The 15,821-nt window shown below is 38.5% G+C and carries 15 protein-coding genes; 11 read left to right on the top strand and 4 right to left on the bottom strand.

The window, feature by feature from the left end; genetic code table 11:
• Positions 1 to 396: 396 nt before the first annotated feature.
• The gene (locus tag CWB65_RS06095; RefSeq protein ID WP_249365019.1) at positions 397 to 1,584 is read left to right on the top strand and encodes a sensor domain-containing diguanylate cyclase; all 1,188 of its coding nucleotides are present in this window, start codon (positions 397 to 399) and stop codon (positions 1,582 to 1,584) included.
• Between the two features lie 54 nt (positions 1,585 to 1,638).
• On the opposite strand, the gene CWB65_RS06090 is transcribed toward CWB65_RS06095, so the two are convergent.
• Positions 1,639 to 2,058 carry a VOC family protein gene (locus CWB65_RS06090; RefSeq protein ID WP_138740164.1) on the bottom strand — a complete coding sequence of 140 codons (420 nt, stop codon included), beginning with the start codon at positions 2,056 to 2,058 and terminating at the stop codon, positions 1,639 to 1,641.
• A gap of 195 nt (positions 2,059 to 2,253) precedes the next feature.
• Here CWB65_RS06090 and CWB65_RS06085 point away from each other — a divergent pair, with 195 nt between their 5' ends.
• From CWB65_RS06085 to CWB65_RS06075, 3 genes are all read left to right on the top strand, one after another.
• On the top strand, positions 2,254 to 2,628 hold the full coding sequence (locus CWB65_RS06085) for a hypothetical protein (protein WP_138740163.1): 375 nt from the start codon (positions 2,254 to 2,256) through the stop codon (positions 2,626 to 2,628).
• A complete protein-coding gene (locus CWB65_RS06080) occupies positions 2,619 to 2,996 on the top strand; it encodes a hypothetical protein (RefSeq protein WP_138740162.1) in 378 nt (125 codons plus the stop codon). The genes CWB65_RS06085 and CWB65_RS06080 overlap by 10 nt, the downstream gene beginning before the upstream one ends.
• A 130-nt stretch (positions 2,997 to 3,126) precedes the next feature.
• Entirely contained in the window at positions 3,127 to 5,316 is a 2,190-nt protein-coding gene (locus tag CWB65_RS06075; RefSeq protein WP_138740161.1) for a fasciclin domain-containing protein, read from the top strand.
• A 42-nt stretch (positions 5,317 to 5,358) separates the two neighbouring features.
• Here the strand turns inward: CWB65_RS06075 and CWB65_RS06070 are convergent, their stop codons facing one another.
• Positions 5,359 to 6,204 (bottom strand): sterol desaturase family protein, encoded by an 846-nt coding sequence (locus CWB65_RS06070; protein ID WP_138740160.1) that lies wholly within the window; start codon positions 6,202 to 6,204, stop codon positions 5,359 to 5,361.
• Positions 6,194 to 6,646 (bottom strand): SRPBCC family protein, encoded by a 453-nt coding sequence (locus CWB65_RS06065; protein ID WP_138740159.1) that lies wholly within the window; start codon positions 6,644 to 6,646, stop codon positions 6,194 to 6,196. The genes CWB65_RS06070 and CWB65_RS06065 overlap by 11 nt, the downstream gene beginning before the upstream one ends.
• Positions 6,647 to 6,740: 94 nt before the next feature.
• Here CWB65_RS06065 and CWB65_RS06060 point away from each other — a divergent pair, with 94 nt between their 5' ends.
• The 4 genes from CWB65_RS06060 (at position 6,741) to CWB65_RS06045 (ending at position 10,801) form a co-directional block, all read left to right on the top strand.
• The gene (locus CWB65_RS06060; protein WP_138740158.1) at positions 6,741 to 7,742 is read left to right on the top strand and encodes an AraC family transcriptional regulator; all 1,002 of its coding nucleotides are present in this window, start codon (positions 6,741 to 6,743) and stop codon (positions 7,740 to 7,742) included.
• Between the two features lie 69 nt (positions 7,743 to 7,811).
• A complete protein-coding gene (locus CWB65_RS06055) occupies positions 7,812 to 8,606 on the top strand; it encodes a substrate-binding periplasmic protein (RefSeq protein ID WP_138740157.1) in 795 nt (264 codons plus the stop codon).
• Between the two features lie 46 nt (positions 8,607 to 8,652).
• A complete protein-coding gene (locus tag CWB65_RS06050; RefSeq protein ID WP_138740156.1) occupies positions 8,653 to 9,585 on the top strand; it encodes an alpha/beta fold hydrolase in 933 nt (310 codons plus the stop codon).
• Between the two features lie 127 nt (positions 9,586 to 9,712).
• Positions 9,713 to 10,801: a polysaccharide lyase family 7 protein gene (locus CWB65_RS06045; protein ID WP_138740155.1), complete on the top strand. Its 1,089-nt coding sequence runs from the start codon at positions 9,713 to 9,715 to the stop codon at positions 10,799 to 10,801.
• Here CWB65_RS06045 and CWB65_RS06040 read toward each other — a convergent pair.
• On the bottom strand, positions 10,791 to 11,195 hold the full coding sequence (locus tag CWB65_RS06040) for a nucleotide triphosphate diphosphatase NUDT15 (protein WP_138740154.1): 405 nt from the start codon (positions 11,193 to 11,195) through the stop codon (positions 10,791 to 10,793). The genes CWB65_RS06045 and CWB65_RS06040 overlap by 11 nt on opposite strands.
• Positions 11,196 to 11,378: 183 nt before the next feature.
• On the opposite strand from CWB65_RS06040, the gene CWB65_RS06035 reads away from it, so the two are divergent.
• The 3 genes from CWB65_RS06035 (at position 11,379) to CWB65_RS06025 (ending at position 15,606) form a co-directional block, all read left to right on the top strand.
• Positions 11,379 to 13,262 carry a propionyl-CoA synthetase gene (locus CWB65_RS06035; RefSeq protein WP_138740153.1) on the top strand — a complete coding sequence of 628 codons (1,884 nt, stop codon included), beginning with the start codon at positions 11,379 to 11,381 and terminating at the stop codon, positions 13,260 to 13,262.
• A gap of 227 nt (positions 13,263 to 13,489) precedes the next feature.
• On the top strand, positions 13,490 to 14,569 hold the full coding sequence (locus tag CWB65_RS06030) for a methyl-accepting chemotaxis protein (protein ID WP_008128866.1): 1,080 nt from the start codon (positions 13,490 to 13,492) through the stop codon (positions 14,567 to 14,569).
• 275 nt (positions 14,570 to 14,844) lie between these two features.
• Entirely contained in the window at positions 14,845 to 15,606 is a 762-nt protein-coding gene (locus CWB65_RS06025; protein ID WP_138740152.1) for a DUF6515 family protein, read from the top strand.
• The last annotated feature ends 215 nt before the right edge of the window (positions 15,607 to 15,821 follow it).

Genomic DNA, 15,821 nt, shown 5'->3' with positions numbered 1-15,821 from the left:
ATTTAATACATTTTATTAATTTTTTTTTTTTTTTTTTTTTTTTTTTTTTTTTCTAGTCTTTCATTTAATAAGTCTGCATTTGCAAATCAACATTGTGAAATTAAACAAATTAGTCCACAAATCACTTCAGCAAACACATTAAATAAACAAACGCCTTTAAGACTAAAAATTCAGTCTGGCAGAGTTCAATACTCTGTAAATTGCCAGTTACAGCAAGCTGGTGTTCTTAGCTTTAACCGCTCTACCCTTGAGCGCTTTGAGTGGCGCCAAAACGACGAAATACACAATCCAATTAGATACAACAAACCAGCTTATTTTATCGACTCAGGTGCAACAACCGCCCTATTAACTTTGTATTCTCCAGTCGAGTTTCGCCCGGTATTTAAGTGGCAACCAATGCCTGTATTTATTCAAAAAAGCCAACAACAAAACCTAATTTTAGGGCTATTTTACGGCTTGTGTATCACGCTTATATTGTATGTATTAATTATGGGGAGCCGCCTTAACGACGATACATTTAAGCTCTACAGCTTATACATTTTTTGTATTGGTGGCTTTATTCTTATGCAAGAAGGGCAGCTGTATTTATTTTTAACCTCCCAGCACAGCAGCAGTTTATTTAACATATACCTTTTATTTATTGGCCTATGTGTTTTAAGCGCGACATGGTTTATTTGCGCTCTTTTACAAATCAAAACAAGCTGGCCAAAAGTAGATACTGCCTTAAAGTGTTTAGCTGTAGTTGTCATGTTATTTAGCGTTTTACAAATACTGTTTAAAACCCCTCAAGTATGGGCTCTTTTAAGTAAAGCTACAGGCTATGTAACGCTTTGTATTGTAGGGTGTGTTTTTGTGCTTTCCGCTTTACAAGCACGCAAAGGCATTCGTGAAGCAACACTGGTGTTTATTGCTCTAAGCTTTGTATTTGTCAGTATGATTTTTAGAATATTATTAATAGACGAAAGTCCATTTATGCGTCGCTACGGGTTAATTATAGCTTTTGCTGTAGAGTCATTTTTACTCGCCGTGGCGGTTTCAAGGCGTATTAGTCGGATGAGGATTGCAAAAAAATGCGCCGAAACCGAAGCCGATTATGATCACCTTTGCGGTATTTTAAACCGCAGAGGGTGGTGCAAAAAATCGGCAGATTTAATAGAACATCATATAAAAAGTGGCGGTGTGCTCTGTTTAATTTATATAGATTTAGATGACTTTAAACAAATAAATGACACTCACGGTCACGCCGTTGGAGACCAAGCACTATGTAAAGTTGCTCACCATTTAAAAGCTATTGTGCGCAGTAACGATGTCATAGGACGTTTAGGAGGTGATGAATTTGTAGTGCTAGCGCACTTTTATACTAAGGCTCAGGTAAGCCCAAAAGTTCACTTTTTAAAAACTGAATTAGCCAAACTCACTATTGATCATAATACTGAACAATTAGCCATAAAAGCGAGTGTTGGAAGTGCTGTATTTAGTGATCCACCTAGAAATATTGATGAACTTTTAAAAGCTGGCGATGCTGCTATGTACCATGAAAAGCTAAAAAGAAAAGCAACACCGCTTACGTTAGTCGATTTATAAAATCGTCAAATTTTTCACATAAAAAAACCACTGAAAAGTGGCTTTTTATAAAAGTTATACTTTTTTAAATAAAACCTCGGGGTTAACCATGGTTTTCATTTCGAGCACATTGCCATTAGTATCTTCGATAAAAAATGTTTCTTGCTCAAATTCATCGCCAATGAATCGACGATATGGCTTATCTAGGTATTCTAAGTCAGCGTCTTCTATACGTTTTTTTAAATTGTTAAATTCATCTTCAGATAAGTGAATGCCAAAATGAGGAACCGCAACCGCCCCCATATCTACATCATGGCGAACAGTAGGTAATCGTTCAACGCTTTGATGTAATGTAAGTTCGTTACCCCAAAAGTCGATGTCGACCCAACGACCCTCTTCACTATTACCGGTTTTACAACCGAGGACGTCACAATAAAATGTTTTAGCTACTTCTAAGTCGCCGGCCGGAATTGCCAAATGCAAACAATTAGACATAAATTACCTTTGGTTATTTCTTAATCTTTAATAAGTTTTCTATATTATACATAAATTGTAATTTACATTACACAAAACACTTCTTTTGAGCATATTTAAACCTTACGGTAGCTTTATTTGATTTTTTTAACTATTCACTCGCAATAGTAAGCACTGCTTTTAAACATTCCCGAGTTACTTTAAACTAAGCGCCCTATGCTTAAATTCTTCCTCGTAAAATTCATCGCTTTTTTTATTGGCTGCTTACTGTGCTTTGTATTGCACTCTGTATTTAATATACCTGCAGTTATTGCTGCATCCTCAGTAGGGCTTGCGGGCTCATTTATTCCTTTTTCTCAGTTATTTAAAAACCACCCGAGCGCTGCTATCTATGCAGGGAGTTTTGCTGGCATGTGCTCGTCGAGTTTAATTAGCAGCTACTGGGAACTGGGGTTTATTTCACTTATAGGCGCATGTTTATATGTACTTACTTTAAATTTATTTTCTGGTTTTGGGGGAAAATTAGGAAGTATTGCATTTGTAAGCGTTACTGTATTTGCTCTAGCTAAAGGTTCTTTTTTATGGCAATAGAATACCCTGCCATTGCATTTTGCGGCGCTTTACTTACATTTTTACTTGCTAAACATAAGCCTTTTAGCCCTGTTAGCGCCTCTTCCGGCTTATCTATAATTGCTTACTATTTTTTTTATTATTTTAACTTACAGCCCGAGCTTTATAGTGCCATTTTTTTTGGTGGTACGTTTATTGGTATGAGTACGCCAAAGCGTTTTAGTGTATATACAATAACCAGTGCAGCAATGATTTTTGCGATCTTATTTGAATATTTAGTTCCTAAAATTAATAATTATGGCGGAGCACTGGGTATTAGTGCTTTTTTATCTGTATGTGCTTGTCATATATTTATTTTATTTGGGGCGCCACGTAGTAAAAAGCGATAAATAGTTTAATCCCTAACAAACTCCACAGATGCAAACGTTCAAAAAACACCCAAAAAACCTGATCCATTGTAAAAAAACGCCCGTAACGTTACGAGATTGTTAATTACATCTCACACAGAAGGATCAGGTCATGAACAAATTACTGAAGGTATGCCTCATTACATTTCCCTTGTTGCTAGCACAAGGGTGTAATGACGATGATGACGATAACACCCCTGTACAAGTTGAGCCCGAATCATCTTCAACCATTGTTGATGTAGCAAGAGACGCGGGTAACTTTACCACTTTAGTTGCAGCATTAGAGGCAACAGGTTTAGACGATACTCTTGCCGACACTAGCCAAGAATTTACTGTTTTCGCTCCTACCGATGATGCCTTTGCGCTACTTGGCGAAGACACAATAAACGGATTGCTAGAAGATACAGATACACTTAGTTCAATACTTACTTATCACGTAGTTTCAGGTAGCGTTAACGCTGAAGCAGCAATTGGTCTTGCTGGTACAACGGTTGACACTGTAAACGGCGGCAAAGTCGCTTTATCGTTAAATGGCGATAGCTTGTTAATAAACACAAGCACAGTAACCATGACTGACATTGCAACTGACAACGGCATCATTCATGCAATTGATGCAGTACTTACGCCTATCGCCACTGCTGAGGCAGCGCCAACTACCAATATCGTCGAAACAGCACAACAGGCTGGTGGATTCACCAAGTTACTTGCTGCATTAGACGCTGCGGGTTTAACGGCAGCATTAAGCGACGAATCAGCACAGTTCACTGTTTTTGCACCCACAGACGCGGCCTTTGAAGCCGTTGGTAGCAAAATGATCAATACGCTTTTAGCAAACCCAGATGTACTTGGCGACATTTTAAAGCAACATGTTTTGACTGGCGCGGTTGATTCGGTAACTGCTATGTCATTAAATGGTCAACCTGCAGAAACGCTGTTAGGCAACGCTCTTCCAATTACAATTAATGCCGAAACAGACATGCTAATGTTTGGCGGTGCCAATATTGTGGTTAAAGACATTGCTACAACTAACGGGGTAATTCATGTAATCGATTCAGTTATTGTGGCTGATGTAACACTACCTGAAAGCTTTGGTACAATTGCAGATGTTGCCAGCGATAATGGTAACTTTACAACACTGATTGCCGCACTAGCTGCTACAGGGTTAGACACTTTAGTTGCTGATCCTACCAATACATTTACAGTATTTGCTCCCACCGATGACGCTTTTGCAGCGCTTGGGCAAGACACCATTGATGCACTACTTGCAGACACTGATACCCTTCGCGACATTTTACTTTACCATGTAGTTGCTGATGCAAACGTTTTGTCTGACGCAGCAGTCACCATTGCAAATAGCGAAAATAATAAAGTGGAAATGGCAAATGGCGATATGGCCGCCCTATCATACGTAGACAGCGCACTGTTTATCAACGACTCTGCCGTCACTGCGGCAAATGTAACAGCCGATAATGGTGTAATTCATGTACTCAATAAGGTCATTATGCCACCAGCCGAAGTAGGCACACCTACCAAAACAATTGCTACTGTTGCAACAGAAACAGACGCACTTTCAACATTAGTGACAGCCTTACAAGCTGCTGACTTAGTTGATACGTTTAATGATACGACAAAATCGTTCACCGTATTTGCTCCAACAAACGCCGCATTTAGTAAAATCCCAACGGATACCTTAAACGCGCTACTCGCTGATACAGATGCATTAACCGGCGTATTAACGCAGCACGTTTTAGGTGCTCAAGTAGGTAGTACAGATGCGTTTGCAACAAACGGTAAAATGGTCACTACGCTTGCTGAAAACATGATAAGTGTAAACATTGTCGACTTTACTAGTACCACCAATGCTGCAACAGACAGTGTTGCATACGATGCAGAAAACGCACGCTTAGTAACAGGCATGGCTGATAGCACTGCGGGTAAAACGCTTTACGTTTTTGACAACGACTTAGGTGAGTCAATGAGCGTATGTGAAGATACATGTGCTACAACGTGGCCACCAGTGCTGGGCACAGCAGACTCTATTGAAAACATACCGGGTTTATCACTTATTGCTCGTGCAGATAGCACTATGCAGGTTGCATATCTAGGTCGTCCATTATACACCTACTTAGGCGATACTGCTCCGGGCGATGAAAATGGCCAAGGTGTAGGCAGTGTTTGGTGGCGAGTAAGCTTACCTGCAACTTCATTGCAAGTTGCTGGTAGTAACGTAACAACGACCGACATATACACTAGTAATGGCGTGGTTCATTTGATTGATACAGTCATTACTACTGCACAATAGTTTCTTTCCTTAGACAACAAAGTTAAGAGTGGATAACCACTCTTAACTTTTATAACTCACGTCATTATCATTGTTTTTCTGCGAGCTAGTTGGGTAGCCAAATAAAATACTTAGCTTAGCTTTAAACCCTTTTACTGTATAAGTTTGTTTAATTAAATGCCACCATTGATGAAATGTAATTGTGACTGGATTATTGCTATTTAACTGCCCCACAATGCCATACTTACATGGCTTATTAGAGTCTTCTTCAACAAATGTGCCAAACAACTTATCCCAGATTATAAGTACGCCTGCAAAATTTTTATCCAAGTATTCTCGGTTTATAGCGTGATGAACACGATGATGCGACGGTGTATTGAATACGCTTTCAAACCACCCAAGTTTTTTAACTATTTGTGTATGCACAAAAAACTGATATGCCAAGTTTAACGCAACAACTGTAAGTACCGTTATAGGATCAAAGCCGATTAAAATCATGGGTAACCAAAATACCCACATACCTGCTAAGGGGTACATTAAGCTTTGCCTGAATGCCGTTGTAAAATTCATTTTTGTAGAGCTATGATGCACAACATGTGCAGCCCATAACCAATGAATACTATGCGACGCCCTATGAAACCAATAATACAAAAAGTCTTGAAATATAAAGGCAAACAAAACGGTAAATACCGAGAGCTCTATATCGAAAACGCGGTATTCATATAACCAATTAAATAATGGCATCAGTAATATTAAAGAAACCGCATCAGCACCTTGGTGCAATAACGCCAAGGCCGTATTCGCCATGCTGTCTTTTATATCGTAAAAACGCCTGTATTTAATAAATTCAACACTAACAAATACTAAAAAAATGGGACTAAGTGCTAGTAAAATTACTTCAATGGTCATGTTGTGCCCTCTTAAAATAATGCTGTAATTTTTTAAGTGCTTGCGATATATCATGTTTAACAAGTAACTTTATTAAGCTACCCGGCATCCACCATGGTGGCCTAAAGGCGATACAATACCTAAGCGCTGTAGCTGTATTACCTTCATACTCAATGGGAGTTAAATATATGTCTCCTTGATGATTCTCCACCGGCTTATCACCCATTATGCGGTAACAAATATGATTACTGCTGGCATGTATAATTTGTTCATTAAAAGCAACAAGCGGCGTTTTAACTTGCCTTATGGCACCTGCCCCACCTTTCATTTCACCTTTATTGTGGGGTTTTAATTGTGAAAATTGAGCATTAAAAAAACGCCCTAAATAGGCATGTTCCAGCAATACAGCCGCCACCTTCTCAGGCGGAGCAAATAAAGTGCATTTTAAATTTATAGAAACCATAAGTGACCAATACTTAAAATAAGGCCTCTAGCATAATAAAATTTAACGTGGCAAACTTGCTCATACGCGATCATTTTTTAGCTTTAGGCGACAAATGCAAACCATTGCCGATCATTACTTTTCTAGTATTCTTGATTATTTACAAAGCCAAGGTTTAAATAATCAAGATGCTCTAAAGGCAATTAATTTTACTGAATTTAGTAATCGCACAAAACAACAACTATCACCACGCATAAGCCTCAAAAGCTATAACGCATTGCTTAATTATGCTCAAAATACACTTAAAGACCCTTTATTTGGCTTTAGACTAGGTCAGCATATTCGTACGGCGGACTATGGCGTTTTGGGATATTTAGTCGAGTCAAGTAACGGATTAGGCAACGCTATACAAGCGCTTTTAAATTACGACCGCTTAGTGGCAAATATAGGTAAAGCACAATTTGAGCAACACAAAAACCAAGCAACTATCCGCTGGTTTCCCCATGCTCAATGTAATGAACAAGTAGTATTAAGAAATATGACAGCTTGGGTGAGTGTTGTACGCCAATTACTCAATAACGAATTATCACCGACACAAGTTAGCTTTCAATATCACTTTACTCAACCGCAAATAAATACGCTAGCAACATGGTTTAATTGCCCAATTTTAACTAATGCAAAACACAACGAAATTTGTTTTCCGAGTAGCTATTTAAACCTGAACTTTAAAACTGATAACGCTGCTATTTATTTAGCACTAAAGCAAGTATCTGATCAGCAATTAAGTCTTTTTACTAACCAGCAAAATATAACTGAAAATGTCAGCCAAATTTTAATGGCAAAGCTCGATTTACAAAATTGTACGTTAATACGCACTGCAAATGCCCTCAGCATGACACCACGCACCTTGCAACGGCACTTAAAATTGCACGGTACAACGTTTGCCCTCATGCTTGAAAACGAGCGAAAGCGACGTATTAACGAACTGCCTAATAAACCTAATTTAGCACAGCTAGCATTGCTGCTCGGATTTAAAGATCAAAGCTCTTTTAATCGTGCTTTTAAACGTTGGTATTCGTGCAGTCCACTAGAATACTTTAAAACAAATAAGGGGTAATTTAACTTTGATTTACTTTTATTAAACATTTAAGTTTATATTTCAGGCAATATTATTTAAACTCAACCAATGTTGGCTAAAAAAGACTTTTTTATGTACCTGCGTGTTGTAATTAGCGCCTTTGTATTTATGTTTTGTACTGCGGTAAATGCAATGAGTACAGTAAACTTTATTGCCGAAGATTTGCACCCTTATCACTTTAAAAACGAGAATGGCCAAGCTGATGGCGCGCTTGTTGACATAGCCAAAGCCGTTTTAAAAATCACATCATTAAACGCTAAATTTGAAATAATGCCCATGGCGCGCGCATTTCACGAGCTTGAAAGTAATCCAAACACTATTTTACTTTCTTTATTAAAAACCCCTACGCGCACAAATAACTTTAAATGGTTAGGCAGTGTTTATTTTACCGATGCCTACGTAGTTAGCTTAAAAAGCAATAAAGCAGAAGCCACGCACTTAAACCACACTAAGTTTTATAAAATAGGCACTATTCGTGGTTACTCAAGTGCTAAGTATTTAAAGCAAATGGGCTTTAAAGAAGACAAAAACTTAGTATTGGTGAGCTACTACCAGCAACTTTGGCAAATGCTTTACAAAAAACGTATCGACTTTGCCTTAATGAATACACTCACATTAGAAAACGAGTTAAAAATGTCGGGCTTAGATCCAAGCCTTATCACCAAGCGCATTCACTTAGATAACTTTCCTTCAACGCTTTATTTTGCCAGTAATAAAATGCTTGAAGAAAGTACAGCCAACGCCTTATCGCAAGCACTTGTAATAATTAAGCAAAGCGGTGAGTACGAAGCAATTTTAAACAAATGGAAACTTCCGCTTCCTACCACTGCCAATAAACTGTAATAAATACGCACTACAATTTTAGTAAAGCTGATAACCTAACTTGGCTATGCGAACAATTAAAACACCGCACGGTATAACGCTTAACTATCAAGATGAAGGCAATAAACACTCTCCTGCAGTTATTCTGATAATGGGTTTGGGTGCTCAGATGACCGTATGGCCAGATTCACTATACTATGGTTTGGTTAAAAATGGCTTTAGAGTTATCCGTTTTGATAACCGTGATAGCGGACTGTCGACTCATTTGGATCATTACCCCTCTCCTAGTTTAGTGAAATCTTGGCTGAGTAAGCGCCTTCCTATACAAAGCCGAACTCCCTATTTGCTCGATGATATGGCAAACGATGTATTGTCGCTTATGAGCGCCCTTAAAATTAAAAAAGCCCACTTTGTTGGTGCATCTATGGGTGGAATGATTGCCCAGCTAATAGCAGCGCAACATAAAAAAAAGGTACTGAGCTTAACCGCTATTATGTCAAGTTCAAGCTTGCCAAGGCTGAGCGCTAAAAGCATTGGCGTATTTATTAAGCTTGCCAAATTAAAACCAAAAACACCAAGCCGTGATGAAGCAATTAATTACAACATTAAACTAAACCAACTAATTGGCAGCCCAGCTTACCCACAAACAGAAGCCGCCCTTCGGCTTCATGCAACACAAATAGTTGAGCGTTCAAACAACCCTAATGGCTACAAACGCCAGCTCATTGCAATGGCTGCCAGTAAAGATAGGCAACATTTAATTAGAAAAATTAAAACACCTACATTGGTCATTCATGGTAGTCATGATGTAGTCATTAATGTGGGTGAAGGTAAAAAAACGGCCATGTTAATAAAAAAGGCAAAACTAAAAATAGTGCCTGGTATGGGCCATAATTTTGCACCAGAACTCATGCCAAAAATGACAAAATGGCTCACAAAGCATATTAAAAAGGCACAACGTAAATACATTAAAAAAAGCTCAAAAACCACATTGGTATAACCAAATTTAAAATTAAAAAATAAAAAACATAGCAATTGGTAATGTTGATATTTTAAATTGGTATGTTAGATTAACGTTAATCAAGGTCGATATTGACCTTCATTAACATCATCACACAGAGACAACAATGAAAAATCTAACATCTACTTTTAAACTCACAGCACTGGCTGCTATTACTCCCTTGCTGTTTATGGGCTGCGCAAATACAAGCACACCTATTGATAGCAATACACCTGTTCCTGCATCAAAGTTTGATTTATCACAATGGAAAATAAACGTACCTGTTGATTTAAACAACGACGGTAAAATAGACACAATTGATGTTGAAGAAATTCAAACTTACGCGCACCCTGATTTTTTCTATCTTGACGATCAAGGTTACATGGTATTCACCTCGCCAAATAAAGCTTTAACCAGCGCTAACTCTACCAACACCCGCAGTGAGTTAAGGCAAATGATCCGCGGTACTAACACAAAAATAAAAACAAAAAGTTCAAAAAATAATTTTGCATTAGCTGTTCACCCACTCTCTGAGCGCTTTGGCTCTGTAGGTGGAAAAATGGAAGCCACGTTGAAGGTTGATCATGTGGCATTACGCGCTACAGACTCAAGTAAAAAAGCCGCATATTCTGTGGTGGTAGGACAAATTCATGCGGGGAAAGACCAAGCCCTAATAGATACAAAACTGGGTTATGGCTGGGGAAATGAGCCTCTTAAAATTTATTACAAAAAATGGCCCGGCCATAAAATGGGCTCCGTTTTTTGGAACTACGAACGTAACTTACCAAAAACAGATCCTAACCGAACTGATATTACATACCCAGTATGGGGAAACACGTGGGAAAACCCTAATGATCCGGGTGTTGAAGGTATAGCGCTTGGTGAAGATTTTAGCTATACCGTAAACGTACATGGTAATGTAATGCACCTTACCTTTAGCGCAAAAGGCAAAGAGGATGTTAACTACTCAATTAACTTAGGAAACAATGTTGATGCCTACGGCAAAGTGGACGACAAAGATCACCCGCATGGTTATGCTGCCGATTGGCATTATTTCAAGGCTGGTGCTTATAACCAATGTAGTACTAAATCGTCTAAAGGTATTTGGTACCCTGGCTGTTTAGGCACAGGCGAGTGGGCACTCGACAAACAAAACGGTGACTACGCTCAAGTGAGCTTTAAAAAGTTAATATTAAGCCCATCAACTAAGCCGTAAGTGTTGCTGTAGTTAAATAGTTTTTAAGTGATGTAAACAGTGGTGAAGGTAAGTTATTAATATCGCACCAGCGCCACTGTATACATTTATTTGGCTCGTTTAGCACAGGCTCACCACCATCGTAATCAGCTTTTACGTACAAAGTAATGTAGTGTTTGTTTTCAGCACTAAAAATATCGTTAGTAAAATCAAGCTTAGTTATTTGACTAACATTCAGCCCTGTTTCCTCAAATACCTCGCGTATTGCACACTGCTCAACGCTTTCGCCAAATTCTAAATGTCCACCCGGCGTTGCCCATGTATTTGCACCATGCGCACCAATTCGCTCACCTAATAAAATAGTGTTTTGTCGCATAATAATAACGGCAACACCCACTCTAACGTCGTTACTCATACAATTAATTCCTTACAAATATGAGGCTATGCTGAGCCGCGCGCCTTAATTTGTCAAACTCACTGCAACTGCATATTAACCATGTGATTAACTTTTAGCCGACCAAGGTCGAATAGCCTAGCCACATAAAAAAGCCTACCTTTTGTAAGGTCTCTCATACATATTTAGTTTTAGGAGCCTATTATGTCAGGCCTGTATAAACAGCAATACACGAGCTTTAAACAAAACCCAGCCCAATTTTGGCTAGAACAAAGTAAAAATATCCCCTGGTACAAAACACCAAACCAAGCATATACACAGGATAAAGACGGCCTTTATCATTGGTTTAGCGATGGACAATTAAATACCAGCTTTCTAGCGCTCGACCAACACGTAATTGCAGGCTTTGGTGACCAAACTGCGCTGATTTACGACTCGCCTGTTACCAATACAAAGCAAACTTATACTTACACCCAACTACAACAAGAAGTCGCTAAATTTGCAGGCGTAATAAAAGCACTTGGTGTACAAAAAGGCGATCGTGTAGTGATTTACATGCCCATGATCCCACAAGCTGTTATTGGTATGTTAGCTTGTGCTCGCTTAGGCGCTATACACTCCGTAGTATTTGGTGGGTTTGCAGCGCATGAACTTGCCGTTCGTATAGACGATGCAAAACCTAAACTCATACTGAGCGCTTCTTGCGGTATAGAGGTCGATAGCATCATTGAATACAAGCCACTTATTGATGACGCCATAGAGCTTGCCAATCATAAAATAGATCACTGTATTATTTATCAGCGCGACCAAGTTACTGCCAATATGGTCAACGAACGCGATATAGATTGGACACACGCAATGAAAACCGCACAGGCGGCAGATCCAACACCTTTAAATGGCAACGATCCACTTTATATTTTATATACTTCAGGTACAACAGGCGCCCCAAAGGGTGTTGTACGTGAAAATGGCGGGCACGCCGTAGCGATGAACTACAGTATGAAAACTGTTTACGGTATGGAGCCAGGCGAGGTATTTTGGGCAGCCTCAGATATTGGCTGGGTAGTTGGGCACTCTTATATTGTGTATGCACCATTAATGTACCGATGTGCAACCGTATTATATGAGGGCAAACCTGTGCGCACTCCCGACGCCACTGCTTTTTGGCGAGTAGTGGAAGAATATAAAGTAAGCGCTTTATTTAGTGCCCCCACAGCATTTAGAGCAATCAAAAAAGAAGATCCTAATGCTGAAGGCTTTAAAAAATATAATACCTCTAGTTTAAAACGATTATTTTTAGCAGGCGAACGCCTCGATCCGCCCACATACAATTGGCTAAAAGAGAAAACTCAACTTCCGGTACTCGATCATTGGTGGCAAACCGAAACAGGTTGGGCCATTGCGTGTAATCCAGTAGGAATAGAAATATTAACAACCAAACCTGGCAGTTCAACCGTACCTACACCGGGGTTTGATGTTCGTATACTCGACATGGACGGTAATGAATGCGCAGCTAACGAACAAGGGGCCGTAGTTATAAAACTACCTTTACCACCCGGATGCTTACCCTCTATTTGGCAAGACACAGCCCGATTTAAAGCCAGTTATTTAAGTGAATACGAGGGCTACTACCTCTCTGGCGATGGCGGATATATAGATGAAGACGGCTACTTGTTCATAATGGGCCGCACTGATGACGTTATAAATGTTGCAGGCCACAGACTTTCTACCGGCGAAATGGAAGAAATTGTAGCGGCTCATCCTGCGGTTGCCGAATGCGCTGTATTTGGTGTTAACGACCCACTAAAAGGCCAGCTCCCAATGGGCATGATTGTACTTAAAAATGACTTTACAGGGTCAAGCGAAGAAGTCGAAAAGGCACTTGTTGCCTCAGTGCGCAATCAAATTGGCGCCATAGCATGTTTAAAAAATATAGTTAGTGTAGAGCGCTTACCTAAAACTCGCTCCGGAAAAATACTACGTAAAAATTTACGCCAACTTATTGATGGCGACGAACTACAAATCCCTTCAACCATAGACGACGCCGGTATTTTTGATGAAATAAACCAACAACTTACTATGCGTTAGTCCAACCAAACAAAGCCACTTTATAATTAATAAAAAGTGGCTTTGTTTATTAGGACATGGGTATATAGAGAGTTAAAAAGGAGTTAACTGAAACAAATAAGAGAATGTAGGTAAACGCTTAGTCACTTTTTAATAACAAACAGTGATTATAAATATAGGCTCAATAAAATTTTACCTCTATAATGATAACTAAATGTAAATTATTTTTTAAAAATCAAGGTCTAAATATGTTTGTTTTAAGTTCAACCTACTCGATATTGAAAAACGAAAATGACCAACTAAAAAAAGAAATTGAGAGTTTACGTAATAAAAATACAACGCTTATCAATGAAAATACTTCTCTAATTGAAGAGTTAAATAACCCAAATAATAATGAAGATCATAGTTTCACTCACTCATTACTTTCCAGCTCTATAAATGGTGTTGCTCAAATCGAAGATATAAGACAAACCGTATTGGGCTCTTACTCTAAAATTGATGAAGAAAACAAAGTAAGCGATAAGATAAACACCCTGCTCGAAAAATCAAATAGCTCGCTAAATCATATTGTCAAAGAAATGGATTTAATGACCAGTAAAATGGGAAGCATGACTGAAAACATTTCAGGCCTAGCTAGCATGGCCGGTAAAATCAGTACGTTTGTTTCAACAATTAGTAAAATATCAGATCAAACAAATTTATTAGCACTTAACGCTGCTATTGAAGCTGCCCGTGCGGGTGAAGCTGGCCGAGGCTTTAGTGTTGTAGCAGATGAAGTAAGGGTGCTAGCAACAAACACGAATAAGTCAGCGCAAGAAGTGGCCGACCTAGTAAAAGAAATTATTAACAAAACAGATGAAACAGTGGTATCAGTAGAAGGTATTAAAGAAAATAGTTCGCACCTAAGTGATAATTTTGATGCACTGAATACCGATTACACTTCAATTATCGATTTTTGTAACAACATGAAAAATACGATTTCTCAGGCTGCTACGTTGTCGTTTATTCAAACCGTTAAACTAGATCATGTTGTATGGAAAGGTGACATTTATGCAGTAGCAAATGGCCAAAGCAACAAGTCAGTTAATGACTTTAGCGACCATACAATGTGCCGATTAGGCCAGTGGTATAGTTCAGAGCAGTCTGCTGAATTTAAACACACCAATGCATTTAAACAATTAGAAAACCCGCATAGTGAAGTGCATAAAAATGGTGTTGCGGCTCTGCACTCAATTCAAAATGGCGATAAAGAATCTGCAATTAAGCATATTCATAAAATGGAAGCAGCCAGCGAGCGTGTGATGCATCTACTCGATGAGATTTGTTAGCCCCAGCTAAGTACTAATGAACAAGCTATTAAAATGATTTAAATTTTAATAGCTTGGCTTATAAGTTAGTCTTTAATTTTAACCTGCACTCTTTTTTTATCACATGTATAGATTGTTTAAAGCGCCCTGTTTAAAACTGTAATAATAAGTAAGAAACTGTTTAGCTTACGTAAAGCAATGTAAAGGAACGTCCAAACATTAAATAGGTCAGTTAATGTTCAGTTTCAGAGGTTAATACTAAGCCTAGTTATGTAACAACATAAACGAGGCACACTATGAAACTTACATTTTTACTATCGGGTATAATTGCCATTAGCGCGCTTTCAAGTAGCGCAATTGCAGCGCCCAACGAGCGAGAAGCTCATAAAAATTATAAGCACGAAAACCCTAAACGCATTGAGTATAAGCGCGATGAACGTCGCCATGAAAAAAAACTACGCATAGAGAATAAAAATGAAAAGCGCCAAGACCGTAAAAAAGAAAAGAACAAGCAAAAAAAGCAGCAAGAAAAGCGTAAACAACTACGTTTCGACAATCATAAATATAACTACCTAACTAATAGGTATAAGCCGCGTTATTACAAAGAAAATAGATACATAAGGCACTTGCCAAGAAGAAGTACCTCTATTTGGTTTAATGGAATTTCATTTAGCTTTAATGACGGCATTTACTACCGAAAAGCTAAAAAAGGCTATCACGCTGTGATGCCACCTCGCGGACTGCGCATTAAAAAACTTCCTAGACATTATTCGCGTATGAAACATCGCAACACCACATATTATGCTTATCAGAACGTTTTCTATATTGCCGATAACGGCGGCTATAAAGTGGTAGATGCGCCAATAATTCAGCGCAACAAAGCTATTAAAATTGGCAACGTCTTCGACTATAGCTTAGGGCAAGTTTACGATGAACTACCATCGTCAGCTGAGCCAGTTACCATAAACTCTCAGCAATATTTTAAATACAACGATATTTACTTTTTGCCACAAATAAATGGTGATGAGATACAATACCTAGCAATCAGCTTAGGCTGAGCATTATTTAACTACTTAACCTGCCTACAGGTTAAGTAGTACTTTATTAATATTGATTTCAGCAATCCTCCTATAAAATTTCCTTTTGTAATCCCCCCTTCTAAAAACATAAAACGTTTATTTAGTGAACAATTTTAATTTTAGCTCCGTATGTATGTTTAATATTTGTAAATAAAGCGTTTATGACCTAAACCTAAATAGAGGCTTTATAGAGG

Source organism: Pseudoalteromonas sp. S554 (assembly GCF_005930865.1).
GTDB lineage: Bacteria > Pseudomonadota > Gammaproteobacteria > Enterobacterales > Alteromonadaceae > Pseudoalteromonas > Pseudoalteromonas marina.
This window is presented reverse-complemented; position numbering and strand designations above follow the sequence as displayed.